The organism is Tardiphaga sp. (assembly GCF_028290785.1).
GTDB lineage: Bacteria > Pseudomonadota > Alphaproteobacteria > Rhizobiales > Xanthobacteraceae > Tardiphaga.
This window is the reverse complement of the sequence record NZ_JAQGJD010000140.1, coordinates 17,964-44,487: the sequence shown is the minus strand read 5'-3', so window position 1 is coordinate 44,487 and position 26,524 is coordinate 17,964. Positions and strand designations below refer to the sequence as shown.

Here is a 26,524-nt window from a genome sequence, read left to right as displayed (position 1 = left end):
TGGGCCTGCTGACGCCGGTGCTGGCGATCGACGGCGCGCTCAATACGCTGGCGGCGTGGCTCGGCCTGGCATCACCGGGGCTGGTCATGGTCGGCTCGGGTGCGGCCGTGGTGATCGCCTATGTGATCCGCTTCCTTGCGGTGCCCACCGGCTTCATCAAAGCGGGCTTCGAGCGAATTCCTGTAGACTACGACGACAGCGCCCGCGCCGCCGGCGCGCCGGCGCTGACCACGCTGCGCAGGATCCAGTTGCCGCTGCTGCGGCCGGCGCTGCTCGGCGCCGTCATCGTGGTGTTCGTCGATTGCCTCAAGGAATTGCCGGCGACGCTGCTGCTGCGCCCGCTCAATGTCGAGACGCTGGCGACCTCGATCTATCAATATGCCAGCCGCGGCAGCTTCGAAGACGGCGCACTCGCCGCGCTCCTGATCGTCGCCGCCAGCATCCCGCCGGTGATGTGGCTGACCCGGTTTGCCGATGTGCCGCAGGGGCCGGTGTAGTTCTGCCGCTACTTCTTATCCCTCCCCCGCGTCTTCGCGTGGGGAGGGTGGCCGCGCGAAGCGCGGTCGGGTGGGGGTGGTGCCACATGCACGGCTTCCTGCTTTGCGCCCCCCACCCGTCACGTTTGTTCGCTTCGCTCTCAAACGCGCCACCCTCCCCACTGCGCGCAGCTTTGCTGCGCTTGGGGGAGGGAAAAAGAGCTACGGCGCTCCGCCATCCTGCTTCCTTTGCGTCGAAAATATCTGCCACGCCGCGATGAACATCGCGGCGATCACCGGGCCGATCACGAAGCCGTTCAGCCCGAACGCCTCGATGCCGCCCAGCGTCGAGATCAGCACCACATAGTCGGGCAGCTTGGTGTCCTTGCCGACCAGCATCGGACGCATGATGTTGTCGACCAGGCCGATCACCAGAAAGCCGTAGGCGACCAGGATCGCGCCCTGCCAGAACGAACCGGTGGCCAGCAGATAGACCGCCACCGGCATCCACACCAGGCCGGCGCCGACCGCCGGCAGCAGCGACAGGAACGCCATCAGCACCGCCCATAGCAGCGCCGCGTTGATGCCGAGGATCCAGAAGATCAGGCCGCCAAGCGCGCCCTGCGCCAGCGCCACCAGCAGGCTGCCCTTCACCGTGGCGCGGATCACCACCGTGAACTTTTCCAAGAGTTCGTCGCGCAGCCCGGCGCGCAGCGGAATCGCATCCTTGACGCTTCCGGCCAGCGTGTCGCCGTCGCGGAACAGGAAGAACAGCAGATAGAGCATGATCACCAGGTTGACCATGAACGCAAAAGTGCTCTGGCCGATGTCGAGCGCCTGCGTCGCGATGGTCTGGCTGCCCTTGACCAGGCCGCCAGTGATTTTTTCCTGCATGTCGCCGAGGTTGGCCACGCCGAACCGGTCGAGCAGGCCGGTGGCCCACGTCGGCAAGGCGTCGAGGATCTGCTGAAAGAACTTCACGAAGTTGAGTTCGCCGGATTGCATCTTGCCGACCACGACGGCGCCCTGCTGAGTTAGCGACGCCGCCACCAGCGTCAGCGGCAGGATGACGATCAGCACGATCAGCACGATCATCGCCAGCGCGGCGAGGTTCGGCCGCTGCGGCATCCGGCGCAACAGCCGGCGATGCAGCGGCGCGAACATGATGGCGATGACGACGCCCCACAGGATGGCGCCATAGAACGAGACGAGGATCCAGCCGAACGCCAGCGACACCGCGACGATCAGGATAAGGAAGAACCTGTCTTCAAGACGGCCGCGCATGGGGGTGTCTGTTTCTTTTCTTCCCCTCTCCCCCTGTGGGAGAGGGTGGCTTCGCGAAGCGAAGACGGGTGAGGGGTAGCCACGAAGTCCGAGTCTAGTGACCCCTCATCCGACGCCGACTTCGTCGGCGCCACCTTCTCCCACAAGGGGAGAAGGAAAAAGCAGAGCGCCGTTACGCGTTGGTCAGCGCCACGCGATATTCGGCTTCGGTCTTGGCCTTGACCTCGTCCAGCGTGACGCCGTCGGCGAGTTCGATCAGCGCCATACCGTCCTTGCCGTGCTTGTCGATGGTGAACACCGCGAGGTCGGTGACCACCATGTCGACCACCCGCTCGCCGGTCAGCGGCAGGTTGCAGCTCTTCAGCAGCTTGGCGCCGTCCTTGGCGGAATGCTCCATCACCACCACGACGCGCTTGACGCCGGCGACCAGATCCATCGCGCCGCCCATGCCCTTGACCATCTTGCCGGGGATCATCCAGTTGGCGAGGTCGCCGTTCTGGGCGACCTGCATCGCGCCCAGGATCGACAGGTCGATATGGCCGCCGCGCACCATGGCGAAGGAATCCGACGACGAGAAATAGCTGGTCTCGGGCAGTTCGGTGACGGTTTGCTTGCCGGCGTTGATCAGGTCGGGATCCTCTTCCCCTTCATAGGGGAACGGGCCCATGCCGAGCATGCCGTTCTCGCTCTGCAGCAGCACATCGACGCCCGCGGGAATGTAGTTCGACACCAGCGTCGGAATGCCGATGCCGAGGTTGACGTAGAAGCCGTCCTTCAGCTCTTTCGCTGCGCGGGCCGCCATTTGATCACGGGTCCAAGCCATCGTTCTCTCCTGTTGTTCGCGGTTTTTTACGCGGGGCGCTTGCGCGTGGTGCGCTGCTCGATCCGCTTCTGCGCGGTGCCGACCTCGACGATACGCTTGACGAAAATGCCGGGGGTGTGGATGTGGTCGGGATCGATCTCGCCGGCTGGGACGAGGTGCTCGACCTCGGCGACGGTGACTTTGGCGGCGGTCGCCATCATCGGGTTAAAGTTGCGCGCGGTCTTGCGGTAGACCAGGTTGCCGGCGGTATCGCCCTTCCAGGCGTGCACGATCGCCAGATCGGCGAACAGCCCGCGCTCCAGCATGTACTTCTCCCCGTTGAACTCCATGGTCTCCTTACCCTCGGAGATCAGCGTGCCGACGCCGGTCTTGGTGTAGAAGCCCGGGATGCCGGCGCCGCCGGCGCGGATCCGCTCGGCCAGGGTGCCCTGCGGGGAGAATTCCAGCTCCAGCTCGCCGGCGAGATACTGCGCGGCGAACAGCTTGTTCTCGCCGACATACGACGAGATCATCTTCTTGATCTGGCGGGTTTCCAAGAGGCGCGACAGGCCGATGCCGTCGACGCCGGCGTTGTTGGACACCACCGTGAGGTCCTTGACGCCGGATTCGCGCAATGCGTCGGACAGCGCCTCGGCGATGCCGCACAGGCCGAAGCCGCCCGACATGACCATCATGCCGTCCTTGAGGATACCTTCGAGGGCCGACTTGGCGTCGGGATAGACCTTGTTCATGGGGAATTCGACCTGATGGAGGAAAGCGCTGAATGGCTCGGAAGCCGGTCTTATTGTCGGGGATTATTAGGCGACTTCCGCGCGACAGGTCAAATCGGGAGCACTTCTCCCTCCCCCCGCGAAGCGAAGCTTCGCAGGTGGGGAGGGTGGCCGGCCGACAGGCCGGTCGGGTGGGGGGCGCCACACGCGCCGTCGCCCGTGGCGCCCCCCACCCCGGCCTCCACTTCGGCAATGCTGCGCATTGCCTCGTTCGGCCGACCCTCCCCACCTTGCGAAGCTTCGCTTCGCCTGGGGGGAGGGATGCCATCAGCTTCGTGGCACCTCATGCGACCGCATAACCCCCGCTACGGCCTTGAAAGCGTCAAGAAAACCGATCAAATTGCGGGCTTGGACGGGCCCCGCGCGACGACGCCCGCTCGCCTGTTTTACCACCAACCAACCCGGATAGATCATTGACGAGTGCCCAAGGAATGAAACGCCTGGGGATGCCGATTGCGGTGCTCCTGGGCGTCGCGCTGATCGGGCTGTTCGCCATGTCCTGGCTGCTCAACCGCGACGCGCTGCGTCATGCGGTGGAGGCGCAGATCCGCGCCGTCACCGGGCTCGAGCTCGTGGTCAACGGCGAGGTCGATGTCTCCGTGTTCCCCGGCAGCTACGTGTCGTTCCACGATGTCGGGCTGAAGGGCGGCGGCGCCATCGACCCGGCGCTGTCGGTGGACGTGCTGACCGCCAATTTGCGCCTGCTGCCGCTGCTGCTGCAGCGCTTCGAGATCGCCGACATGATGATGCTGCGGCCGCGCATCCGCGTGGTCCGCGACGCCGCCGGCGACAGCAACTGGACGCCGTTCATCGAGTCCATCGCCCGCACCATGAAGCCCGGCGCCGACCATCCGCTGTCGTTCTCCGAGATCCGCATCCAGGACGGCGTGCTGAGCTATCAGGACCCCCATAACAGCGAACAGCTCGGCGACATCGACCTGTCGCTGGCGTGGCCTTCGATCTCGCGCTCGTTCGCCGCCACCGGCCAGTTCGACTGGCGCGGCGAGCGCATCGACGGCAGCCTCAGCGTCAGCGATTTCGTCGCCGCTTTGTCCGGCGACCGCTCCGGGGTGAAGGCGCGGATGGTCAGCGCGCCGATCAAGCTGGCGTTCGACGGCACCGTCGCCAACCGCGCCAGCCTGATGATGGAGGGCACGCTCACCGCCGACAGCCTGTCGCTGCGCAACGCGCTGCGCTGGGCCGGCCAGGCCCCTCCCGGCAACGGCGGCTTCGGCCGCTTCGCGCTGAAGGCGCGCGCCAGCCTGGTGGGGCCGTCGATCGCGCTGACCAACGTCAATGTCGAACTCGACGGCAATGTCGCCGAGGGCGTCATGACCTACAGCAATAACGGCCGCCAGACCCTGCAGGCGACGCTGGCCGCCGGCGCGCTCGACTTCACGCCGTATATTTCCACGGTGCGGCTGCTGGCCTCCGGCGCACGCGACTGGAACCGTCAGTTGTTCGATCTCAACGCGCTGTCCACCACCGACCTCGACATGCGCCTGTCGGCCGCCAAGGTCACCGTCGGCTCGTCGGTGCTGGGGCGCACCGCGCTCGGCGCCAATCTGCGTGGCGGAACGCTGGCGCTGTCCGTTGGCGAGGCGCAGATGTATGGCGGCATCGTCCGCGGCTCCTTTGGCGTCGCCCATTCCGACGCAGTGGCCGACGTGAAGGCCCAGTTCCAGTTCACCGACGTCGATCTGCAGGCCACGGCCTCCGACCTGTTCGGCGTCAGCAAGCTGACCGGCCGCGGAAATTTGTCGATGGCGCTGGAAGCCTCCGGCTCGTCGCCGTTCGGCCTCGCGCAATCGCTCGACGGCACCGCGACGCTGACCGGCCATGACGGCGCCATCGCCGGCTTCAACGTCGAACAACTGCTGAAGCGGCTGGAGCGCCGCCCGCTGTCCGGCGCCGGCAATTTCCGCTCCGGCTCGACGCCGTTCTCGACCCTCAACATGAACGTCAAGTTCAACGACGGCATCGCCACCGCGCAGGACATCCGGATCGAAGGCCCCGCCGCGCGCCTGACCCTGACCGGCACCGCCTCGGTGCCGTCCCGGGAGTACGACCTCAAGGGTATCGCCAGCCTGAACTCGCTGCCCAACGCCCCGCCCGGCTTCGACCTGCCGTTCGTGATCCAGGGGCCGTGGGACGATCCCTTGATCTTCCCCGACCCCGAAAGCCTGATCCGCCGCTCGCCCGGTGCGGCGCCGCTGCTCGACGCCGTCAAGGACCGCAAGACCCGCGACGCCGTGCGCTCGGTCCTGGAGCGGTTTACGGGCGCGAAGAAAGAGCCGGAAGCCGAGAAGCCGGCAGAGCCGGCAGAGCCGGCGGCGGTAGCCGTGCCGAAAGCGGAGTAAAGGCGAACACGCCGCTCGGGCTCCGTTCCCGGACGCGGTGCACTGCGCCGCTCCTTTGCGGCGTGGTGCGCCGCAGATCCGGGGTCCCGGTTGTTGCGACGAAACCGGGATCCCGGCTCTGCGGAGCGGCACTTCGCGCCGCAGCGCGTCCGGGACACGTGCTACAACGGCGCCGCGCTATCGCCGCGGCTGCTCGACAGTTTCGACGCCAGCGATGCTCCCACGATCAGCACCGCAATAAACCCGATGATCAGCGTGCAGATCGCGTTGATCTCCGGTTTCACGCCGAGCCGCACCTCCGAATAGATCCGGATCGGCAGCGTCGCCGAGCCCGGCCCGGTGGTGAAGCTGGCGATCACGAGATCGTCGAGCGACAGCGTGAAGGCGAGCATCCAGCCCGCGGCCATCGCCGGCCAGATCAGCGGCAGCGTCACCGCAACAAAGGCACGCGCGGGATCGCAGCCAAGGTCCATGGCGGCTTCCTCCAGGCTGCGGTCGAGCCCGGCGAGGCGCGACTGCACCACCACGGCGACGAAGCACATGGTCAGCGACGTGTGCGCGATGGTGACGGTCCAGAAGCCCCGTTCGGCATCGAGTGCCACGAACAGCAGCAGCAGCGACAGGCCGGTGATCACCTCCGGCATCACCAATGGCGCATACAGCATGCCGGACATCAGCGTGCGGCCGCGAAACCGCGCGCCGCGGGTCAGCGCCACCGCCGCCAGCGTGCCGAGCAGCGTCGCCGCGGTGGCCGACACCAGGCCGACGCGCGCGCTCATCCAGGCGGCGTCGAGCATCGCGCGGTCGTTGAAGAATTCCGTGTACCAGCGCGTCGACCAGCCACCCCACACCGTCACCAGCTTCGAGGCGTTGAACGAGTAGATGACGAGAACGACGATCGGCAGATAGAGGAACGCCAGGCCAAACGCGAGGGCGGCGATGTTGAAGCGCGATAATCTCATCACGGGTGCCACCTGCCCCCCTCCCCCCAGGCACAGCGAAGCTGCGCAAGGCGGGGAGGGGTCGGGGGTGGGGGGCGCAACACGGAAAGCGGCGCGTGGGGCGCCCCCCACCCCAGCCCTCCCCGCCCTTCGCTTCGCTCGGGGGGGAGGGAGCTTACAGCACTTGCGGTAACTACCATCACCTCGCCTCCAGCGCGCGCCGCTGCAGGCGGTCGTAGACCAGCAGCGGCACGATCAGCAGTGCCAGCAGCACGATCGCGAGCGCCGACGCCACCGGCCAGTCCTTGTTGGTGAAGAATTCCAGCCACAGCGTCTGGCCGATCATCATCGAATCCGATCCGGCCAGCAGATCGGGGATCACGAATTCGCCGACGATGGGAATGAAACACAGCAGCACGCCGGCGCCGACGCCACCAAGCGACAGCGGAAACGTCACCCGCCAGAACGCGACGAGACGCGAGGCGCCGAGATCGGCGGCGGCTTCCAGCAACGCGCCATCCTGCTTCGCCAGCGTCGCGTAGAGCGGCAGGATCATGAACGGCAGATAGGAATAGACGATGCCGAGATACATCGCGCTGTCGGTCGACAACCACACCACCGGCGCCGAGACGATGTGCAGCGCCAGCAGTATTTGGTTGAGCAGGCCGTCGTGCTGCAGGATGTTGATCCAGGCATAGATGCGGATCAGGAACGAGGTCCAGAACGGCACGATCACCAGCATCATGGCCACGCCTTGCCAGCGCCGCGGCAGCCGCGCCATCGCGTAGGCGATGGGATAGCCGATCGCCAGCAGCAGCGCGGTCGAGACCAGCGCGACGACCAGGCTGCGCCCGTACGACGCGATGTAGAGATTGTCCGAGACCAGCAGCCAGAAACTGTCCAGCGACAGCGCGGCAAACGCCGCCTTCAGCCCGGCGATGCCATCAGTGAGCCCGAACAACGGCAGATAGGGCGGCTGCGCGATCGCGGTCTGCGACAGGCTGATCTTCAGCACGAAGCCGAACGGCACCAGGAAGAACAGCACCATCCAGATGTAAGGCGCGACCGAAGCCCGGCGCGCCGGGCGGGTGAAGATCGTTCGCGCGCTCATCGCGGCAGCACCACGCAGTCGTCCGGCGCGAACCACGCCACCACTTTCTGCCCGACGCCGTAGGCATCGACGTCGAGCCGGTTGGTATTGGCCAATGCCACGCGCAGGGTGGCGCCGTGGTCGAGCTGCACCTTGTAGACCGACAGCCCGCCGAGATAGCCGACCTCGGTCACCACGCCCTCGATGCTGTTCAGCCCCCCGGCCGAAGTCGGTGCCCGCCGCGACAGCCGGATCTTTTCCGGCCGGATCGCGAGGCAGATCGCGCGGCTGGGGAGAGGCGCTTTCGGTTCGGCGACGGTCAACATGCCCGCGCCGGCGGCGGCAACGGTCAGGCGATGCGCGTCCTGCAGCGTCACCTCGCCCTCGATCAGGTTGATGTCGCCGACAAAGCCGGCGATCCAGCGCGACGCCGGCGCCTCATAGAGCTGCCGCGGCGTCGCGACCTGTTCGAGCCGGCCGTCCTTCATGACGCCGATACGGTCGGCCATGGTCATGGCCTCGTCCTGGTCGTGGGTGACGATCACAAAGGTGGTGCCGAGCCGGCGCTGCAGCTCCATCAATTCGGCCTGCGTCTCTTCGCGCAGCTTCTTGTCGAGCGCGGCCAAGGGCTCGTCGAGCAGCAGCAGTTGTGGCCGCCGCGCCAGCGCACGGGCCAGCGCCACGCGCTGCTTCTGGCCGCCGGAGAGCTGGTCCGGCTTGCGCTTCTCCAGCCCGCCGAGCTTCACCAGCGCCACCATCTCGGCGACGCGGGCGGCGATCTCGGGCTTCGGCAGGGCCGCGCGCTTGAGGCCGAAGGCGATGTTGTCGCGCACGCTGAGATGCGGAAACAGCGCGTAGTTCTGGAACATCATGTTGACCGGCCGCTGATGCGGCAACACCGCGGCGATGTCTTCACCATCGAGCAGGATTTTTCCGGCATCGGGCGTCTCGAAGCCGGCCAGCATCCGCAGCAGCGTGGTCTTGCCGCAGCCGGACGGCCCGAGCAGCGCGAAGAACTCGCCGGCCTGGATATCGAGCGAGAGCCCGTCCACCGCGGTGAAGGCGCCGAATTTCTTGCTCACGCCGTCGACGCGCAGCAGCGGCATCGGATAGGCGGCAACGATAAGCGGGGCTTCGGCGATGGCGTCGGGGAGGATGTCGGTGGCTGTCGTCATCGCCGCACGCTAGCGGCGGAACGTCGCGGGCTCAACTGCAATGGCCCTCTTGTCCCGGGCGAGTGGCGGCATTCTCAGGCGATGCAGCTGCGGAGCCGGGACCGTATCAAACGCCGGCGTCGATTGACGCGCACTTCTTTCCCTCTCCCCCTGTGGGAGAGGGTGGCCGCGCGAAGCGCGGACGGGTGAGGGGTAGACACAAGCTCCGAGCCCTGCAGTACCCCTCATCCGTCGCGGACTTCGTCCGCGCCACCTTCTCCCACCCAGCGAAGCTTCGCTTCGCGCGGGGGAGAAGGAAGAAAGCGGGGCCGGTCTCACCCCACCTTGCGCGCCGGTGTCGGCAGGCGGCCGACCAGCGTGGCGTATTGCGCGATCGGCGCGGGGCGGCCGATGAAATAGCCCTGCACGCCGTCGCAGCCCTCGTTGGCGAGGAAGCTGAGCTGCTCGTGGGTCTCGACGCCTTCCGCAACGATCGAGACGTCGAGGCCGTGGCCGAGCCCGATCACCGCGCGGACGATGGCGGCGGATTGCGGGTTGCGGCCGAGGTTCATCACGAAGGCGCGGTCGATCTTGATCTTGTCGAACGGGAACGCCTGCAGATAGGTCAGCGAGGAATAGCCGGAGCCGAAATCGTCCATCGAGATCCGCACGCCCAGCGCCTTCAGCCGCCGCAGCAGCGCGACGCCGCGGTCGAAATCCTCGATCAACACGCCTTCGGTGATTTCCAGCTCGAGCCGGCCGGGCTGCAGGCCGGTCTCCAGCAGGATCGAATGCACCAGGCTGACCAGGTCGCCGTGCATGAACTGCGCCGGCGACAGGTTTACGGCGATCTGCAGCGGCACCGGCCACGACGCCGCCTCCAGGCAGGCCTGGCGCAGGATCCATTCGCCCATCTCGACGATCAGCCCGCTTTCTTCCGCCAGCGGAATGAATTCGCCGGGCGGCACGAAGCCGCGGACCGGGTGGATCCAGCGCGCCAGCGCCTCGAATCCGGTGATGTCGGCATCGACCACCGTCTGTCCGGCGCGGGCCTGCGGCTGATAGTGCAGCGACAGTTCGCCATTGCGGATCGCCACTGAGAGGTCCTGGTGCAGCACGCGGCGGTCGCGCAGCTGCTGGTCCATCTCCGGCACGAAGATGCTGATCGAGCCGCGCGAGGTGGCCTTGGCGCGGAACAGCGCGGCGCCGGCATTGGCGAGCAGCGCCGCGGCGTCGGAGCCGTCGCGCGGGAACAGCGCAATGCCGGTGGTGACACCGGTCTGCACCGATTTGCCGTCGATCGGAAAACCTTGCGACAGCGCCGTGGCAATGCGCTCCGCGGTCGCCTGGCCCGTCTCCGGCTGCTTGCCGTCGATGATGATGCCGAATTCGTCGCCGCCGAGCCGCGCCACCACGCCGCCACAGGCCGCAGCCTCGATCCGGCGCGAAACCTCGACCAGCAGCCGGTCGCCGGTGCCGTGGCCGAACACATCGTTGATTTCCTTCAACCCGTCGAGGTCGATCGACAGCACCGCGAATTGCTCCGACGCTTCGCCGCAGGCATCGATCATCTGCGTCAGCGCCTGCAGGAAGGCAGCGCGGTTCGGAAGGTCGGTGAGGCCGTCGTGATAGGCCATGTGCGCCATCCGCGCCTCGGTCTGGCGGCGGTCGGTGACGTCCTCGTGGGTCTTGATCAGATATTGCGGCGCGCCGGCATCGTCGAGCACCGTCACGCGGCGGGTCAGGAAAAGCCGCAGCCCGTCGCGGGTGCTGATCGGGTGCTCCTCGGCCACCGGGGCGAGGTTTCTGACGGCGGCCTCGTCGCGGGCGACGATCAGCCTGGCCTCTTCCGGCTTCATCAGGTCGCTCACCGTCCGTCCGATGGCATCCTCGCGCCGGCGGTTGAGGATGACTTCGGCGTTGCGGTTGGCGAACAGATACTGCCCGTCGCTGGCGCGCTGCACGATCAGGGAGACCGGGATGTTGTCGACCACGGTTTCGAGAAATTTCTTGGTACTCTCCAGCTCGTTTTCAAGCCGGCACTGTTCGGTGCAGTCTTCATGAATCCCGATCGCGCCGCCATTCGGTAGCCGGCTGAACTTGATGCGCACGAACTGCCCGCCCGGCAATGCGGCGACATGGCCCCCCGTCGCAGCGGCCTGGTCATAGTAGCTTCCGGTGCTCTCATCGAGCTTGCCGCGCTGGCGGCGCAACTCGCGCAGGCCGGGGCCGGTAATGTCCTTGGTGATATCCGAGCGTTTGAGGTCGTAGATCTCGAGATAGCGGTCGTTGCAGAACACCACGCGCTTGTCGGCGTCGAGCATCACGATGCCCTGGCCGAGATGGTTGAGCGCGGAGCCGACGAACGTATTGCGGCGCTGCTGCTCGCGCCTCACCTTGCTCAACGCCGAGCCCACCCACAGCACGATCGCGCCGAGGAAGGCCAGCACGACCAGGCCGCCGAGCAGGATCTGCCACAACACCGGCGGATCGATGCTGGCGATCTGGTCCGACAACGGCAATGGGCTGGCAGCGGCGCCGTCGCAGGCAGCGGCGATGGCGAGCAGGCACGCGGAAGCGGCTGCAGCCGTTGCCGCCACCTCGCCTTTCCGCCAGATCTTGCCAGTCATTTCACACCCGCGTATTCGCAAAGGCGAGTTTCCCGTTACAGGTATTTGGATCAGGTAAACGTCAGCGTGTACAAAGGCCCGGCACGTCAGGAAACATAGCTATTCGGCTTCGATGCTTAACGTCCGGCTAACGGCCGGACATACCACCCCGCGCCGGGCCAACCCGGCCCTGCAGAAGTGACAACCGGACGGTACATGGACAGGGTTGAATGCATCGTTATCGGGGCCGGCGTCGTCGGCCTCGCCATCGCGCGGAAGCTGGCGCAGGCCGGACGCGAGGTCATCGTGCTGGAGGCGGCGGACGCCATCGGCACCGTGACGTCCTCCCGCAACAGCGAGGTGATCCACGCCGGTATCTATTATCCGGCCGGCAGCCTGATGGCGCGGCTCTGCGTCGCCGGCAAGCATGCGCTGTACGACTATTGCCGTGACCGCGGCATTGCACACCGCAATTCCGGCAAGCTGATTGTCGCCACCCGCCCGGAAGAGGTCGCCCGGCTGGCGGCGATCAAGGCGCATGCCCAGGCCAATGGCGTCGATGACCTGCGCGCGTTGTCGGGCGACGAGGCCCGGGCGCTGGAGCCTGAACTGGCCTGCGAGGCGGCGCTGCTGTCGCCCTCGACGGGGATCGTCGATAGTCACGGCTACATGCTGTCGCTGCGCGGCGAGGCCGAAGCCGGCGGCGCGGCGTTCGCATTTCTGGCGCCGTGGCTGGGCGGCAGGGTCACGGCGAACGGTTTCGAGGTCGAGGTCGGCGGCGACGCGCCGATGCAACTGGCCTGCGACCTGCTGATCAACTCGGCCGGCCTGTCGGCGCCGGCGATTGCGCGCCATCTCGACGGCATGCCGCTGGACCTGATCCCGCCGGCCTATCTGGCGAAGGGCTGCTACTTCAGCTGCAGCGCCAGGGCGCCGTTCTCGCACCTGATCTATCCGGTGCCGGAGCCCGGCGGACTAGGCGTCCACCTGACGCTGGATCTGGCGGGACAAGCGCGGTTCGGGCCGGATGTCGAATGGGTCGATCACATCGACTACACCGTCGATCCCGCACGCGGCGAAAAATTCTACCCGGCGATCCGGCGCTACTGGCCTGCGCTGCCGGACGGCGCGCTGATGCCGAGCTACTCCGGCATGCGGCCGAAGATCGTGCCGCCGGCGGTGGCGGTGCAGGACTTCATGATCCAGGGCCCGGCCACCCACGGCGTGCGCGGGCTGATCAACCTGTTCGGCATCGAATCGCCCGGGCTCACGTCATCGCTGGCGATCGCGGATTACGTGGCGGAGATGGCGGGCTAAAACACGATGTTCGTCATGCCCGGCATTGTGCCGGGCATCCACATTCTACCGCGCAGAACATCGTGGATAGCGGGACATCGAGCGAAGCTATGCTTCGCACTTCGCCCGGCCATGCCGATTTCGGCTGACGGTCGATTCAGTCAACTACCGCCCTAGAACACAGACCGTTTTTGCCGGTCAGGCTCTCAGCACGACAGTTGGATTTGCAGCAGGGTGGGGTTGCTAATGCAGGGTGTCGCTGGCGACATTCTTGAGTCGGGCGATCTCGTCCCTGACCATCAAATTCCGGCGCTTGAGTTCGACGATGCGGAGATCGTCGGTCGAAAGGTGTACGAGAGCTTCGTGCAATTCCGTTTCCAGAACCTTGTGCTTGCGTTCGAGTTCGACGAGATGCGCCTGAAGTGCCATTCGAAATCTCCTGGGTAGGATTGAACCTCGGATTCGGTGGACGATGAATTCTACATGACAGTGGACATCTGTCGATGGGTCTTGAAAATTGTATTTTCAGTTTCGATCATCGTATGAAACGAATCGTGACCGGATTACCGCGTATCGCCTCGAAACCAGACGCTTGCGCGGTGCGCGCGCACCGGCGATAGTCGCTGCGACAATTTTTCTCGTAAACGTCTCGCGAATCCAGTCAGCTAGAATCATGAACGACGACGAAGATCGCGCCCTCCCCGCCGAACTGGCGAAGCTGCAACAGGAACACCGCGATCTCGACGCGGCAATCGACGCCCTGCACCATTCGCCGGCGCCGGACCTGCTGCGGCTGCAGCGGCTGAAGAAGCGCAAGCTGCAGCTGCGCGACCGCATCGCCTTTATCGAAGACCAGATCACCCCTGATATCATCGCCTGAGACGGCGGCGTGCGGGTATCGGCTGTCTGCCGGCAGCCGCAAGAGAATCACGGCGTCGCGGGGCGGTGGTGAAAGTCAGCGAACTCAAACAATGGGCACGCGCGTTGAAGCGCGACGTGCACGCGGTCGCTCTCGCGGCGCGCGACCCGCGCGTGCCGTGGTACGTCCGCGCCCTGGCGATCGCCGTCGCCGGCTATGCGCTGTCGCCGATCGACCTGATCCCGGATTTCATCCCGGTGCTCGGCTATCTCGATGACCTCATTCTCGTCCCGCTCGGCCTGTGGGCGGTGCTGCGGCTGATTCCGGCCGAGGTGCTGGCCGAACACCGCGCGGTCGCCGAGGCCCGCGCGGCGCGCCCGGTCAGCAGGTTAGCCGCGGTGGTCATCGTGACGATCTGGATCGTGGTCGCGGCGGCGGTGATATGGCTGGTCTCAGGTTGGTGGCTGCCTGAGTGAGACGGCGGCGCAGATCGCGAACAGCTTGACTTGGAACAAAATAAGAACATTGATATACCCGAACAACCAAGCGAGACCCGCCATGCCCGATGTCACCTATTACGTAGCGCTGCCGTTCCAGCAGGACGATGCCGGTTCGCCGGTCGCGGGCGCCGCCGAGGAATGCCAGAGTTCGTCCGGCGCCATTCGCCGCGCCGAGGCGCTGTCGCGGGCACCGGGCAGCATCGGCGCGCTGGCGTTCAGCCGCACCGGCGATCCGATGATGGGCGAATTCGGCGACGCCCAGGTGATCATGAAGTTCGGCGAGGTGCCCGGCGATCTCAGCGGGCTGTAGAGCGTTTCATTAGCGCTCTTTCGGAATGAACGGCCCCAACCGCGTCATTGCGAGCCGACGAAAATCGCCGAAGGTGACTTTCGCCGAGCGAAGCAATCCAGAAGGCCAAAAGCGAAGACTGGATTGCTTCCTCGCAAGGGCTCCTCGCAATGACGGCTGCGGCTGAATCGAGTCATCTCAAGGAGAAAATGCTCTAGTAGGCGAAGTGCGCTGCACGGCGTCCGCGACTGGAGTGCAACAGTCATTCGGTGCGAACGAGTCTGGCGCGATCGATTCCGTGGCAGCGTGCGTTCACGCGAATCCCCCGCGCCGTTCCTTCTTGCGCGCATACATCGCGCGATCGGCTTCTTCGAGCGCGGCGCTTCCCTCGATGTCCGGGCCGAGCAGCGCCACGCCGGACGACGCGCCGGCGGAGACGTTGGTATCGCGGAACACGAAGGTGAGCTGGTCGATGGCCGCTTCCAGCAGCCGCGCCTTGGCGCGCGCATCGGCCTCGTTCAGGTTCCACAGCAGCAGCACGAACTCGTCGCCGCCGAGCCGGCCGATCACGTCGGAAGCGCGAACGTGGCGCCTGATCACGCCGACTACCGCCTTCAGCACGGCATCGCCAGCGGCGTGTCCGAAAGCGTCGTTGATCGGCTTCAGGCGATCGACGTCGAGCACGATCAGCGCGCCCGAGGCGCGGTAGCGGGTGATGTAGGCCACCGCGCGGGTCAGTTCCCGCGCGAAACCGCGGCGGTTCAGGATGTCGAGCAGGAAGTCGGTTTCGGCGGAGGCGCGCAATTCGGCGATCCGGGCGCGGGCTTCGGCGAGCTGCGCCTCAAGCCGCCGAATCGTCAGCGCGGCGGCGGGGATGCGGCTTTTCGCCAGCGGCAGCAGCGGCTTGCCGCGGGCCATGGCGCGTTTCGCCGGCCGCAATGCCGGCGTGGGGGGTTTCTTTTTCATGAGGTTTGCTACAAGAGGCTTGCGACAGACTTGGCGGCCCTTCACCAAGACAGCATCATCCCTTCGACGCGCCTTGCCACGCAAGGGGCCGAACCTGTATTTCCAGCTATCTTTCTGGATTCGTGAAAGAAATATCGGAATGCCCGCGCCCGTTGCCATCATCATGGGAAGCCAGTCGGACTGGGACACCATGCGCCACGCCGCCGACACGCTGAGCGCACTCGGCGTCGCCTGCGAGTCGCGGATCGTTTCCGCGCACCGCACGCCGGACCGGCTGTATGAATTTGCCAAGGGCGCCCGGACCGCCGGGTTCCAGATCATCATCGCCGGCGCCGGCGGCGCGGCCCACCTGCCCGGCATGGCCGCGGCGCTGACCGAACTGCCGGTGTTCGGCGTGCCCGTGGAATCCAAGACGTTGTCCGGTATCGATTCGCTGTATTCGATCGTGCAGATGCCCGCCGGCATTCCGGTCGGCACGCTGGCAATCGGCAAGGCCGGCGCGATCAACGCCGCGTTGCTCGCCGCCAGCGTGCTGGCGCTACATGACGAAGCGCTGGCGACGCGGCTCGCCGCCTACCGCCAGGCTCAGACCGACGCCGTTGCCGAGCGGCCCAATCCTTCGGGTCTGGAGGGCACGGCGTGACGGCTTCCTCCTTCAAGAAGCTGAAGCCCGGCGACACCATCGGCATTCTCGGCGGCGGCCAGTTGGGCCGCATGCTGGCGATGGCCGCGGCACGGCTCGGCCTGCGCTGCGAGGTGTTCTCGCCGGATCCGGATTCGCCGGCGTTCGACGTGGTGCAGCACGCCACCTGCGCCGAATATGCCGACGTCGAGGCGCTCGAACTGTTCGCCAACGACTGCGACGTCATCACCTACGAATTCGAGAACGTCCCCTCGGCCACCGCGATGATCCTCCAGGCGCGCCGCCCGGTGCTGCCGGCGCAGGCGATCCTAAAGACCACGCAGGATCGGCTGATCGAAAAGGATTTCGTGACCGGACTCGGCATCGCCACCGCCGCCTATGCGGATGTGGCGTCCGCTGCCGCCCTGCACACCGCGGTCGCGAGGATCGGCCTGCCCGCGGTGATCAAGACCCGCCGCTTCGGCTACGACGGCAAGGGCCAGGCCATCATCCGCGACGGCGACGACCTTGAAAAAGTGTGGGATGGTCTCGCCACCAAATCCGCGATCCTGGAAGCCTTCGTGCCGTTCGAGCGCGAGATCTCGGTGATCGCCGCGCGCGGCGCCGATGGTCACGTCGAATGTTTCGACGTCACCGAAAACGAGCACCGCGACCACATTCTGAAATTCTCATATGCGCCGGCGAAAATCTCCGACCAACTCGCGGCGCAGGCGCGCGGCATCGCCGAGAAGATCGCCAGCGCGCTCGACTATGTCGGCGTGCTCGCGGTCGAACTGTTCGTGGTGCCCGGCGAGAATGGTGCGACGCTGGTGGTCAACGAGATCGCGCCGCGGGTCCATAATTCCGGGCACTGGACGCTGGACGGCGCCTCGGTGTCGCAGTTCGAGCAGCACATCCGCGCCATAGCCGGCTGGCCGCTGGCCAAGCCGGTGCGCCATGGCCAGGTCACCATGACCAACCTGATCGGCGACGACATCCTCGACTACGAGAAGTGGATGACCGTCCCCGGCGCGACGGTGCATCTGTACGGCAAAGGCGCGCCGAAGGCCGGCCGCAAGATGGGTCACGTCACCGAAGTGACGACGGCGAGCTCAAAATAGCTACCTCGATTTAGCCGCAAGACCCGAAAATTTTCCCGCACGCGCGCAACAGGTCTTGCGGCGAAAAAAAGGCCACGGGAACCGTGGCCTTTTGCCGATCAGGTGGCGATCTTGCCTTCGACGATGCCGTCGGGCTCGTCGCTGAGCCAGCGATAGATCACGCCGCCGAGCACGCCGCCGATCAAGGGCGCCACCCAGAACAGCCAGAGTTGCTGGATCGCCCAGCCGCCAACGAACAGCGCCGGACCGGTGCTGCGCGCCGGGTTCACCGAGGTGTTGGTGACGGGAATGCTGACCAGGTGAATCATCACCAGCGCCAGGCCGATCGCCAGCGGCGCGAAGCCGGCCGGCGCCTTGCCATGGGTCGAGCCCATGATGACGAACAGGAACATCATGGTCATCACCACCTCCATCAGGAAGCTCGCCAAAAGGCTGTATTTACCTGGCGAATGCGCATCATAGCCGTTGGAGGCAAAGCCCTTGGCGAGGTCGAAGCCGGCGGCGCCGCTGGCGATCACATAGAGCAGCGCGGAGGCGGCGATGGCGCCGATCACCTGCGCGACGATGTAGGGCACGACCTGCCCGGCCGGAAAACGTCCGCCGGCGGCGAGGCCGACCGTGACGGCGGGATTGAGATGGCAGCCGGAGACGTGGCCGATGGCATAGGCCATGGTCACCACACTGAGGCCGAACGCCAGCGAGACGCCGACCAGGCCGATGCCGACCTGCGGAAAGCCCGCCGCGATCACCGCGCTGCCGCACCCGGCAAAGGTCAGCCAAAAGGTGCCGATGGCTTCGGCGGCATATTTCTTCGTGTTCATGACGTTCTCCCCCTGAGTCGGTCGTAGCCTAGTAAGAAGCCTGTTAAGACATCATAAAGGTGTGGAACCGGAGCCTGCCGGGCCAAAACCCCGTGCATTTTCGGGCTTTTTGCCAGCATAAAGCGCGTGGCGCAGGTGGACAATCGGGATTCCATGGGGTATATCCGCCGCCTTGAGGTTGAGGACATGGCCTTCGTCGGTCCTTCGCTTTACCCGAATTCCAATCCGATCAATTGAAGAGGATGCCGCGTGCAGGTTCTCGTTCGCGATAATAACGTCGATCAAGCTCTCAAGGCGCTGAAGAAGAAGATGCAGCGCGAGGGTATTTTCCGCGAGATGAAGCTCCGCGGCCATTACGAAAAGCCCTCTGAGAAGAAGGCCCGCGAAAAGGCTGAAGCCGTGCGTCGCGCACGCAAGCTCGCCCGCAAGAAGCTGCAGCGCGAAGGCCTGCTGCCGATGAAGCCGAAGCCGGTGTTCGGCGCCGGTCCCGGTGGCGATCGCGGCGGCCGTCCCGGCGCCGGTGGTCCTGGTGCAGGTGCCCCGCGCACCCCGCGCTGAACTATTCCGCACTGATTGAATTGAATAACGCGGGCCCTGCGCCCGCGTTATTTTTTTGACCGGATGCATTTTGCGGTGTGCCGGGTTAGCAATACCGGTACCGTCGTCCGCGAGATATGGCATCCATGGCATTTCGGCTTCGCGAACAGCTCCACCGTGGCGGCGCCCGAGGCCTTGCGCTGATCGCCGCCTTCGCCACCGGGCTGTGCAGCGCCGGGTGCTCGTTCGATCTGTCATCGCTGACGCCCGGCTCCAACAAGGAGCCGCCGCCACAGACCGCCGCCGCCCAGGCCGTCGCCGTGTCGGACGCCACGACAAATCCGAAGGACGCACAACTGCACGCCGGGCGCGCGCAGACCCTGGCGCAGGCCGGAAAGACCGAAGAGGCGCTCGCCGAGTTCAACACCGCCCTCGACCTCGATCCGCACAACGCCAGAACGTTCTACAACCGCGGCCTGCTCTACCAGTCCGAGAAGCAATATGAGCTGGCGATCGCGGATTTCACCTCTGCCAACGGCCTGACGCCGCAGCAGGCCGATCCGCTGCTCGGCCGCGCCACCTGCTATCTCGCCATCGGCAAGGCCAAGGAGGCCGCCGCTGATCTCGACGAGGCGGTGCAGGCCGCGCCGCAGAACGGGCTGCTCTGGGTCACCCGCGGCGCCGCCTATGAGAAGCTCGGCGACCGCGACAAGGCCGCGGATTCCTATAGCCGCGCGGTGTTGCTACGCCCGAAGGACGAAGCCGCCCGCAGCGGCCTCGCCCGCACCGGCCGCGCCGGATAGCGTTTAGTATGCTCGCGGCGGCGCGCCGACCTTGCTTCCCTCGCCCCGCCCGGCGAAGCGCAGCTTCGCTCGGCGGGGAGAGGTTAAGAAGGCAAGCCTAGCGCTCGAACTGCTTTGGGATGACCGAGTGGAAAACCGACTTGGCGGCGGACAGCACGTCTTCGGCCACCGTGGTGCGGTCGCGCGTTGTGCCGGTGGCGTCGGCCTGCAGGTCGAGCGGCGGCGGCGACGGGATCTCGCCGGGCGGACGCGGACGGCGCGAATCGGCGGCCCGCTCGGCGGGCGCGGACGGCGGCCTCGACCCATAGGTCTCGACTGATGGCGTCGATACCATGATCGGTGGCGGCAGTTGCTGCATCGTCGATTGCTGCTGCGCAGGCGATGCCGTGACGGTTCGCGAGACGTCCTGCAGCCGCGGCGCCTCGGGGACACGGGCGGCCTCCAGCGCGGCCGGCTGGGCCTCCTTGGCGTTGCGCAGGCGCTCGATGGCCGCGCGGGCGAGATCGTTGGCGTCGCGGCGCTCTTCCGGCGTCGGCGCGTTCTCGACGGGCGCCACACTGGCAGTGGCTGCCGGCGGCGTCACGACGGCAGGAGCCGGCGTCGTCTTGGCGACAGCCTTCTCGCGCATCGCCGGCTGGTGGCGCCGCGACTCGGCCGGCGTGCTGGCTATTTCGGGTTTCTCGATGCTCGCCTTGTCGGCCGGCTTCTCGACGGCTTTGGCCTTGCTCGAAGCGGGGTCAGGCACGTTGGCGACGTCGGCGGAGGTCTCGGCGGGCTTGGCGTTGGCGGCCTTCGGGGCAGACTTCGATTCACTCTTGGAGGCGGCCTTGGCATCCGGCGTCGAGGCCGTGGCTGCGGCAGGCTTGGCCGCATCGGATTTGGGCACGATGTAATGATTAACGATGTAGGCGCCGACGATCGTGGCGATAATCGACGGCAAAATGTCGATGGTAAACTTCGAAACGTACTTCTTGATCATGAACCGGCCTCTCCCCACCGTGTGATGCGGGAACTTTGAGGCTGATTCAGGGATCAATCACGACGGATCGGAGGCAATCGCCTACCCGTCGCGCTGATTTGTTTCACGGCCGCTTGATGCGGCCGTTCGCCATAAAATAGTGGGGCTCGGTCGTACGCGCCGCGAGGCTCAGGCCTTCTTCACTTCGACTTCGAGGAACACGATTTCCTGGTCGGTCTCGTTGAGCACGTCGTGCTCGACGCCGGCCTTGCGGAAATAGGATTTCCCCGTGGTGATCGGCGCCTGCGAGCGGGTGCCGTCCGGCGCCACGATGGTCATCACGCTCGTGGTGATCGGCACGATCACGTAATCCATGCCATGGGTGTGGTGGCCGGTGGCCGCGCCGGGCGCGAGGCGCCATTCGGTGACGCGAACTTCGGCGGTGTCCTGCTGGACGTCTGATTGGGCGGCGAGCATCGTCTCTGGTCCTTCGATCCGTTACGGCACAAATACCATCAGGAGGAATACAGCAAAGATCAGGATGTGCACCATCCCGGACAAGATGTTCGTGACGCCCGTGGCGAAGGTCAGCATGCTGACGATGAAGGTCATCGCCATCAGCACCATTTCGCGCGGCGGCAACCCGAGAACCAGCGGCTTGTCCAGCAGCCAGGCCGCGAGTGCCACCGCCGGGATCGTCAGGCTGATGGTGGCCAGCGCCGATCCCAACGACAGGTTGATGCTCTTCTGCAACTGGTTGTGGCGCGCAGCGGAGATCGCCGCCACGCTTTCAGGCAACAGCACCAGCAAGGCCACCACGATGCCGGAGAAAGCCGGCGGCGCGCCGATCGCGGCGGCACCGGCATCCACCACCACCGAGAACGATTTCGCCAGCAGCACCACCGCGATCAATGAGATCGCCAGCAGCACAGCGTTGATCGCAAGGGCGCCCCCGGTGGCGTGGCTTTCGCCATCGTTTTCACCGTCGCCCGTGATGAAGTAATCCCGGTGCAGCACCGTCTGCGTGTAGAGAAACAGGCCATACAGGATCAGCGTGACCACGCTGACGAAGGCGAGTTGAAGCGTGGAAAACAGCGGCCCCGGCGTGGTCAGCGTGTAGTTCGGCAGAATCAGCGAGATCGTCGACAGCACGATCAGGACACTGAGATAGACCTTCGACCCCGAGACCTGAAACTCCTGCTCGGTATATCGCAGCCCCCCGGCCAGGATGCACAGCCCGACCAGGCCGTTGCAGACGATCATCACAACGGCGAACACCGTGTCGCGCGCCAGCGTCGGCGCCGATTTGTCGCCCAGCATGATGGTGGCGATGACGGCGACCTCGATGACGATCACCGACAGCGTCAGCAGCAACGTGCCGTAGGGCTCGCCGATCTCGTGCGCAATCACCTCGGCGTGGTGGACCGCGGCGAATACCGTACCGAACAGAATGACAAGCAGCACCGCTGCAAACACCATTCCGAACGCGGACGGCGAGAAGGAGAGACCGAGTCCGGCGCTGGCTGCGACAAAAACGACGGCCAGCGCGGGAAAGATCCACGACGATTTGGGCACGCGCTGGGCTGACATCGAGCAGGTGTCCTGAAGCAGGTGTCTGAGGGAACGTGCGGTCCGGAAGCGGCCGCGCTGGGGAACAACGCCGGCCCGCGCGATCGGTTGCGCGGCTGCGACATGCGGGTCGCCAACCGGCGCACGGTGCGTATAGTTACGGGGATCACCCCAAGGTGAGATTGCAAGAAAATGGAAGAGGAAGCGAGATGTTTTCACATGTCATGATCGGCACCAACGACCTCGACGCAGCGAAGTCGTTCTACGACAAGCTGCTCGGCACGCTCGGCGTCGCGCCCGGCGCGGTCGATCGCCACCGGGTGTTCTATCGCACCAAGACCGGCACCTTTTCGGTGTCGAAGCCGATCAATGGCGAGCCCGCCACCCCGGCTAACGGCGGCACCATCGGCTTCGCCGCGCCATCGCAAGAAGCGGCCGACGCCTGGCACGCCACCGGCCTCGCCAACGGGGCGACCACCTGCGAAGAGCCGCCGGGCATTCGCGAAGGAGGACTGAAGCTCTATCTGGCCTATCTGCGCGATCCCGACGGCAACAAGCTGTGCGCGCTGTACCGGCCGCCGAAAGAGGTCGTGGCGTAGGCCGCAAAAAAACGCCCGGCTTTAGAGCCGAGCGTTTTTTATGGAAGCCGTAGGGTGGGTTAGGCGCCCTCGCGCCGTAACCCACCGATCCGTCGTTGCGGTCGGTCTCTGCCGGTGGGTTACGCGCTTCGCGCTAACCCACCCTACGAAGGATCACAGCGACTTGACGATGTTCTCGGTCATCTTCTTGGCGTCCCCGAGCAGCATCATGGTGTTGTCGCGATAGAACAACGGATTGTCGATGCCGGCATAGCCCGAGGCCAGCGAGCGCTTGATGAACATCACCGTGCCGGCCTTCCAGACCTGCAGCACCGGCATGCCGTAGATCGGCGAGGTCTTGTCGTCCTCGGCGGCCGGGTTGGTCACGTCGTTGGCCCCGATCACGAAGGCGACGTCGGCTTGGGCGAATTCGGAGTTGATGTCCTCGAGCTCGAATACCTCGTCGTAGGGGACGTTGGCTTCGGCCAGCAGTACGTTCATGTGGCCGGGCATGCGGCCTGCCACCGGATGGATGGCGTACTTGACCTCGACGCCTTCCTTCTTGAGCTGGTCGGCCAGCTCGCGCAGTGCGTGCTGGGCCTGCGCCACCGCCATGCCGTAGCCGGGCACGATGATCACCTTCTGCGCGTTCTTCATGATGAAGGCCGCGTCGTCGGCCGAGCCGAGCTTGACCGGACGCACCTCGCCGGTGCCGCCGCCCGCCGCGGCGGTCTCGCCGCCGAAGCCGCCGAGGATCACCGAGATGAACGAGCGGTTCATGGCGAGGCACATGATGTAGGACAGGATCGCGCCCGATGAGCCGACCAGCGCACCGGTGATGATCAGCGCGGAGTTGCCGAGCGTGAAGCCAATGCCCGCCGCCGCCCAACCCGAATACGAGTTCAGCATCGAGATCACGACCGGCATGTCGGCGCCGCCGATCGGGATGATCAGTAGGGCGCCGAGCGCGAGCGCGATGATCACGATCAGCCAGAAGTCGAGCGCGCTGCCGGTCTTGACCAGGCCGACGATGAACACGACGAGCAGGATCGCCAGCACGATGTTGATGATGTGGCGGAACGGCAGGATGATCGGCGAACCGCTCATGCGGCCGGACAGTTTGGCGAAGGCGATCACCGAGCCGGTGAAGGTCAGCGCGCCGATGGCGACGCCGAGCGACATTTCGACCAGGCTGGCGCCGACGATTTTCTTGGTGACGGGATCGACGATGCCGAAGGCGTCCGGCGCGTAGAACGCGCCCGCGGCGACCAGCACCGCGGCCATGCCGACCAGCGAGTGGAAGGCCGCGACCAGTTCCGGCATCGAGGTCATCGGCACGCGACGGGCGATTACCGCGCCGACGCCGCCGCCGATGGCGATGCCGAGAATCACCAGTACCCAGCCCAGCGCGTCGGCCGGCGGATGCGCCGCCAGCGTCGTGACCACCGCGATGACCATGCCGGCCATGCCGAGAAAATTGCCCTGGCGGCTGGAGGCCGGGCTGGACAGCCCGCGCAGCGACAGGATGAACAGGACGCCTGCAACGAGATACAGGACTGCAGCGAGATTGGCGTTCATCGTGCGGCCCTTACTTCTTTTTCTTCTGGTACATCGCCAGCATGCGCTGCGTGACCAGGAACCCACCAAAAATATTGACGCATGCGAAGATCAGCGCGACGAAGCCGAACAGCCGCGCCCAGACGCCGCCGCTGCCGACCATGTTGACGCCGACGGCCAGCAAGGCGCCGACCACGATCACCGAGGAGATTGCATTGGTCACCGACATCAGCGGCGTATGCAGCGCGGGGGTGACCGACCACACCACGAAGTAGCCGACAAACACGGCGAGCACGAAAATCGAGAGCTGAAATACGAACGGGCTGACCAGCGAGGCATGATCCATTGCGATTGTCCTTACGCAGTCTTCGGCTGGAAATTGGGATGAATCACGGCGCCGTCGCGGGTCAGGACCGTGGCCTTGACCAGATCGTCGTCCCAGTTCACCGCGAGCGCCTTGGTCGATTTGTCGACCAGCGTCTCGATGAAGGAGAACAGGTTTCGCGCATACAGGCTCGACGCCGAAGCCGCGACGCGGCCGGCGACGTTGGTATAGCCGACGATCTTGATGCCGTTGATATCGGCGACCTCGCCGGCGCGGGCGCCCTCGATGTTGCCGCCGCGCTCGACCGCGAGATCGACTAGCACCGAACCGGGCTTCATCGACGCTACCATCTCGGCGGTGACCAGGCGCGGCGCGGGCCGGCCCGGGATCAGCGCGGTGGTGATGATGATGTCCTGCTTCTTGATGTGCTCGGCGGTCAGCGCGGCCTGCTTGGCCTGGTATTCCTTCGACATTTCCTTGGCGTAGCCGCCGGCGGTCTGCGCGTTCTTGAACTCGTCATCTTCAACCGCGAGGAATTTGGCACCGAGCGACTCGACCTGTTCTTTCGTCGCGGGGCGCACGTCGGTGGCGGTGACCACAGCGCCGAGCCGGCGCGCGGTGGCGATCGCCTGCAGGCCGGCAACGCCGACGCCCATCACGAACACCTTTGCGGCAGGAATGGTGCCGGCGGCGGTCATCATCATCGGGAACGCTCGGCCGAACGATTCGGCGGCCTCGATCACGGCGCGATAGCCGGCCAGATTGGCCTGCGACGACAGCACGTCCATCACCTGGGCGCGGGTGATGCGCGGCATCAGTTCCATCGCGAAGGCGGACACGCCGGCATCGGCCATCGCCTTCAGCGCGACGTCGTTGCCATAGGGGTCCATGATCGCGATCACCAGCGCGCCGCGCTTGTAGTTCGCCAACTCGGAGGCTTCGGGGCGCTTCACCTTGATGACGATGTCGGCGTCCTTGACCGCATCGGCGTCGATGGTGGCGCCGACCGCGGTGAATTCCGAATCCGGCATGCCGGACTTGATACCGGCGCCCGGCTCGATGGCGACATCGACGCCCAGCGCCTTGAACTTCTTCACCGTGTCGGGCGAAATCGCCACGCGCGGCTCGGATGGATCGATTTCCTTGGCGACGGCAATCTTCATAGGGCCTCCGGCGGCGCAGCGCGCGCGCGTGAGCAAATCAGACGACGGCGCCGCTCACGCGACGCAACCAGCGATGGATCAGGTCAGGAAAATGCCCATCAGGGCAACGATGGCGACGACGCCGATGGTGCCGTACTTCACCAGGGCGATGAAGCCTTCATAGGTCTGTTCGTGGGCCGGATAGTCGTTGCCGTCGGCGGTGGTGTAGGCGGTTTCGCTATGATCTGACATCGAGAGTCTCCCGGAACCAATTGTTGCCTTGGAATTAGCGCAATCGGTGGGGGAGAGCAACGGCGGTGGCTGGCAACGCACGGCTTTGCCATACCGCAGCGCATCATTGCGGCCAGTTATCCCGGATCCAGCGCGTCAGGCTCTCCTCGCTGACTTCACCGGCTGCGAGGGAGAGGATGATGGAGGTTGCCTGCGCGGGGTCGGGATCAAACTGAATGCTGTTCTTTACCAAAAACACCCTCATGCTCAGAAACGCGATGCGCTTGTTGCCATCGACAAAGGCATGGTTCTTTGCCAGCCCGTAGGCATAGGCCGCTGCCAATTCGGCAAATTCAGCTTGTTCGTATTGCCATTTGTTAATCGGGCGATCGAGCGCCGATCGCAGCATGCCTTCATCCCGCAACCCAGGCGCACCGCCGAAACGCCGCAACTGCGCGCTATGAATCGCAATCGCCTGCTCATAGGTGATCCAGCGCGGCTCCCTCTCGTCCATGGGACGCCCCGATCATTTTGCCAGCGCTGCGAGCGTGTCCCGGTATTGGTCCATCGTCTGGTCCGCGATTTTCATCGTCTCTTCGAAATCCGGATCGTAAGGCATCAACTGCAAGCCGCCACCCGCCAACTCCGTCACATGCAGTTCCTGTCCCCGCTTAAGGTCGAGCCGCTGCATCAATTCCTTCGGCAACAGCAAGCCGTCGGAATTGCCGATTTTCTTGATTTCAACTTTCATCGTCATGTCGAGATGCCCAGAAAATTCGATGCGCGCAAAAAACCGCATTATACAATTGTATAACACGGTTTTTTCTTCTGTTCAACGCATGT

At 65.5% G+C, this 26,524-nt stretch carries 30 protein-coding genes; 11 read left to right on the top strand and 19 right to left on the bottom strand.

The window, feature by feature from the left end:
• The coding region (locus tag JWR89_RS08610; protein WP_299714348.1) for an ABC transporter permease subunit at positions 1-497 on the top strand (497 nt) is incomplete at its 5' end.
• A gap of 201 nt (positions 498-698) precedes the next feature.
• Here the strand turns inward: JWR89_RS08610 and JWR89_RS08605 are convergent.
• From JWR89_RS08605 to JWR89_RS08595, 3 genes are all read right to left on the bottom strand, one after another.
• Entirely contained in the window at positions 699-1,760 is a 1,062-nt protein-coding gene (locus JWR89_RS08605; protein WP_299714346.1) for an AI-2E family transporter, read from the bottom strand.
• Positions 1,761-1,932: 172 nt separating this feature from the next.
• A complete protein-coding gene (locus tag JWR89_RS08600) occupies positions 1,933-2,583 on the bottom strand; it encodes a 3-oxoacid CoA-transferase subunit B (RefSeq protein WP_299714345.1) in 651 nt (216 codons plus the stop codon).
• Positions 2,584-2,609: 26 nt separating this feature from the next.
• A complete protein-coding gene (locus tag JWR89_RS08595) occupies positions 2,610-3,314 on the bottom strand; it encodes a CoA transferase subunit A (RefSeq protein WP_299714343.1) in 705 nt (234 codons plus the stop codon).
• Between the two features lie 470 nt (positions 3,315-3,784).
• On the opposite strand from JWR89_RS08595, the gene JWR89_RS08590 reads away from it, so the two are divergent.
• Positions 3,785-5,713 (top strand): AsmA family protein, encoded by a 1,929-nt coding sequence (locus JWR89_RS08590; protein WP_299714341.1) that lies wholly within the window; start codon positions 3,785-3,787, stop codon positions 5,711-5,713.
• Positions 5,714-5,874: 161 nt separating this feature from the next.
• On the opposite strand, the gene JWR89_RS08585 is transcribed toward JWR89_RS08590, so the two are convergent.
• The 4 genes from JWR89_RS08585 to JWR89_RS08570 all read right to left on the bottom strand — a co-directional run bounded on the left by JWR89_RS08585 (position 5,875) and on the right by JWR89_RS08570 (position 11,528).
• Complete coding sequence (locus tag JWR89_RS08585; RefSeq protein ID WP_299714338.1) at positions 5,875-6,687, bottom strand: ABC transporter permease subunit; 813 nt, start codon at positions 6,685-6,687, stop codon at positions 5,875-5,877.
• A 166-nt stretch (positions 6,688-6,853) separates the two neighbouring features.
• Positions 6,854-7,765 (bottom strand): ABC transporter permease subunit, encoded by a 912-nt coding sequence (locus JWR89_RS08580; protein ID WP_299714335.1) that lies wholly within the window; start codon positions 7,763-7,765, stop codon positions 6,854-6,856.
• A complete protein-coding gene (locus JWR89_RS08575) occupies positions 7,762-8,850 on the bottom strand; it encodes an ABC transporter ATP-binding protein (protein ID WP_299714355.1) in 1,089 nt (362 codons plus the stop codon). The genes JWR89_RS08580 and JWR89_RS08575 overlap by 4 nt, the downstream gene beginning before the upstream one ends.
• 383 nt (positions 8,851-9,233) lie before the next feature.
• Positions 9,234-11,528: an EAL domain-containing protein gene (locus JWR89_RS08570; protein ID WP_299714332.1), complete on the bottom strand. Its 2,295-nt coding sequence runs from the start codon at positions 11,526-11,528 to the stop codon at positions 9,234-9,236.
• Positions 11,529-11,723: 195 nt separating this feature from the next.
• Here JWR89_RS08570 and JWR89_RS08565 point away from each other — a divergent pair, with 195 nt between their 5' ends.
• Positions 11,724-12,824, top strand: coding sequence for an NAD(P)/FAD-dependent oxidoreductase (locus tag JWR89_RS08565; protein WP_299714329.1), 1,101 nt, complete (start codon positions 11,724-11,726; stop codon positions 12,822-12,824).
• A 222-nt stretch (positions 12,825-13,046) separates the two neighbouring features.
• Here the strand turns inward: JWR89_RS08565 and JWR89_RS08560 are convergent, their stop codons facing one another.
• Entirely contained in the window at positions 13,047-13,232 is a 186-nt protein-coding gene (locus tag JWR89_RS08560; protein ID WP_299714326.1) for a DUF465 domain-containing protein, read from the bottom strand.
• 244 nt (positions 13,233-13,476) lie between these two features.
• Here JWR89_RS08560 and JWR89_RS08555 point away from each other — a divergent pair, with 244 nt between their 5' ends.
• The 3 genes from JWR89_RS08555 to JWR89_RS08545 all read left to right on the top strand — a co-directional run bounded on the left by JWR89_RS08555 (position 13,477) and on the right by JWR89_RS08545 (position 14,472).
• The gene (locus JWR89_RS08555) at positions 13,477-13,683 is read left to right on the top strand and encodes a DUF465 domain-containing protein (RefSeq protein ID WP_299714323.1); all 207 of its coding nucleotides are present in this window, start codon (positions 13,477-13,479) and stop codon (positions 13,681-13,683) included.
• 65 nt (positions 13,684-13,748) lie between these two features.
• Positions 13,749-14,138, top strand: coding sequence for a YkvA family protein (locus JWR89_RS08550; RefSeq protein WP_299714320.1), 390 nt, complete (start codon positions 13,749-13,751; stop codon positions 14,136-14,138).
• 82 nt (positions 14,139-14,220) lie between these two features.
• Positions 14,221-14,472 carry a hypothetical protein gene (locus JWR89_RS08545; RefSeq protein ID WP_299714318.1) on the top strand — a complete coding sequence of 84 codons (252 nt, stop codon included), beginning with the start codon at positions 14,221-14,223 and terminating at the stop codon, positions 14,470-14,472.
• A 291-nt stretch (positions 14,473-14,763) separates the two neighbouring features.
• On the opposite strand, the gene JWR89_RS08540 is transcribed toward JWR89_RS08545, so the two are convergent.
• The gene (locus JWR89_RS08540; protein ID WP_299714316.1) at positions 14,764-15,417 is read right to left on the bottom strand and encodes a GGDEF domain-containing protein; all 654 of its coding nucleotides are present in this window, start codon (positions 15,415-15,417) and stop codon (positions 14,764-14,766) included.
• A gap of 139 nt (positions 15,418-15,556) precedes the next feature.
• Here JWR89_RS08540 and purE point away from each other — a divergent pair, with 139 nt between their 5' ends.
• Positions 15,557-16,060: a 5-(carboxyamino)imidazole ribonucleotide mutase gene (gene purE, locus JWR89_RS08535; RefSeq protein ID WP_299714314.1), complete on the top strand. Its 504-nt coding sequence runs from the start codon at positions 15,557-15,559 to the stop codon at positions 16,058-16,060.
• A complete protein-coding gene (locus JWR89_RS08530; RefSeq protein ID WP_299714312.1) occupies positions 16,057-17,160 on the top strand; it encodes a 5-(carboxyamino)imidazole ribonucleotide synthase in 1,104 nt (367 codons plus the stop codon). Before purE ends, JWR89_RS08530 begins: the two co-directional genes overlap by 4 nt.
• Positions 17,161-17,258: 98 nt before the next feature.
• Here the strand turns inward: JWR89_RS08530 and aqpZ are convergent, their stop codons facing one another.
• Entirely contained in the window at positions 17,259-17,981 is a 723-nt protein-coding gene (gene aqpZ, locus JWR89_RS08525) for an aquaporin Z (RefSeq protein ID WP_299714310.1), read from the bottom strand.
• A gap of 249 nt (positions 17,982-18,230) precedes the next feature.
• Here aqpZ and rpsU point away from each other — a divergent pair, with 249 nt between their 5' ends.
• Both rpsU and JWR89_RS08515 read left to right on the top strand, forming a co-directional pair.
• On the top strand, positions 18,231-18,539 hold the full coding sequence (rpsU, locus tag JWR89_RS08520) for a 30S ribosomal protein S21 (protein WP_299714308.1): 309 nt from the start codon (positions 18,231-18,233) through the stop codon (positions 18,537-18,539).
• 125 nt (positions 18,540-18,664) lie between these two features.
• Entirely contained in the window at positions 18,665-19,321 is a 657-nt protein-coding gene (locus JWR89_RS08515) for a tetratricopeptide repeat protein (RefSeq protein ID WP_299714307.1), read from the top strand.
• A 97-nt stretch (positions 19,322-19,418) separates the two neighbouring features.
• Here the strand turns inward: JWR89_RS08515 and JWR89_RS08510 are convergent, their stop codons facing one another.
• The 3 genes from JWR89_RS08510 to JWR89_RS08500 all read right to left on the bottom strand — a co-directional run bounded on the left by JWR89_RS08510 (position 19,419) and on the right by JWR89_RS08500 (position 21,869).
• Complete coding sequence (locus JWR89_RS08510) at positions 19,419-20,300, bottom strand: hypothetical protein (RefSeq protein ID WP_366142978.1); 882 nt, start codon at positions 20,298-20,300, stop codon at positions 19,419-19,421.
• A gap of 168 nt (positions 20,301-20,468) precedes the next feature.
• Positions 20,469-20,756, bottom strand: a complete 288-nt coding sequence (locus JWR89_RS08505; RefSeq protein WP_299714305.1) for a cupin domain-containing protein — start codon at positions 20,754-20,756, stop codon at positions 20,469-20,471.
• Positions 20,757-20,777: 21 nt separating this feature from the next.
• Positions 20,778-21,869, bottom strand: a complete 1,092-nt coding sequence (locus tag JWR89_RS08500) for an ionic transporter y4hA (protein ID WP_299714303.1) — start codon at positions 21,867-21,869, stop codon at positions 20,778-20,780.
• A gap of 188 nt (positions 21,870-22,057) precedes the next feature.
• Between JWR89_RS08500 and JWR89_RS08495 the strand changes: the two genes are divergently transcribed.
• On the top strand, positions 22,058-22,447 hold the full coding sequence (locus JWR89_RS08495; RefSeq protein WP_299714301.1) for a VOC family protein: 390 nt from the start codon (positions 22,058-22,060) through the stop codon (positions 22,445-22,447).
• A gap of 153 nt (positions 22,448-22,600) precedes the next feature.
• Here JWR89_RS08495 and JWR89_RS08490 read toward each other — a convergent pair whose 3' ends face one another.
• The 6 genes from JWR89_RS08490 to JWR89_RS08465 form a co-directional block, all read right to left on the bottom strand.
• Positions 22,601-24,004 carry an NAD(P)(+) transhydrogenase (Re/Si-specific) subunit beta gene (locus tag JWR89_RS08490; RefSeq protein WP_299714298.1) on the bottom strand — a complete coding sequence of 468 codons (1,404 nt, stop codon included), beginning with the start codon at positions 24,002-24,004 and terminating at the stop codon, positions 22,601-22,603.
• Between the two features lie 10 nt (positions 24,005-24,014).
• Positions 24,015-24,329 carry a proton-translocating transhydrogenase family protein gene (locus JWR89_RS08485; protein ID WP_143575335.1) on the bottom strand — a complete coding sequence of 105 codons (315 nt, stop codon included), beginning with the start codon at positions 24,327-24,329 and terminating at the stop codon, positions 24,015-24,017.
• Positions 24,330-24,340: 11 nt separating this feature from the next.
• Positions 24,341-25,471: a Re/Si-specific NAD(P)(+) transhydrogenase subunit alpha gene (locus tag JWR89_RS08480; RefSeq protein ID WP_299714287.1), complete on the bottom strand. Its 1,131-nt coding sequence runs from the start codon at positions 25,469-25,471 to the stop codon at positions 24,341-24,343.
• Positions 25,472-25,549: 78 nt separating this feature from the next.
• Entirely contained in the window at positions 25,550-25,702 is a 153-nt protein-coding gene (locus JWR89_RS08475) for an aa3-type cytochrome c oxidase subunit IV (RefSeq protein WP_299714284.1), read from the bottom strand.
• Between the two features lie 103 nt (positions 25,703-25,805).
• Positions 25,806-26,195, bottom strand: coding sequence for a type II toxin-antitoxin system death-on-curing family toxin (locus tag JWR89_RS08470; RefSeq protein ID WP_299714282.1), 390 nt, complete (start codon positions 26,193-26,195; stop codon positions 25,806-25,808).
• A gap of 12 nt (positions 26,196-26,207) precedes the next feature.
• On the bottom strand, positions 26,208-26,432 hold the full coding sequence (locus JWR89_RS08465) for an AbrB family transcriptional regulator (RefSeq protein WP_299714352.1): 225 nt from the start codon (positions 26,430-26,432) through the stop codon (positions 26,208-26,210).
• Positions 26,433-26,524 lie beyond the last annotated feature (92 nt).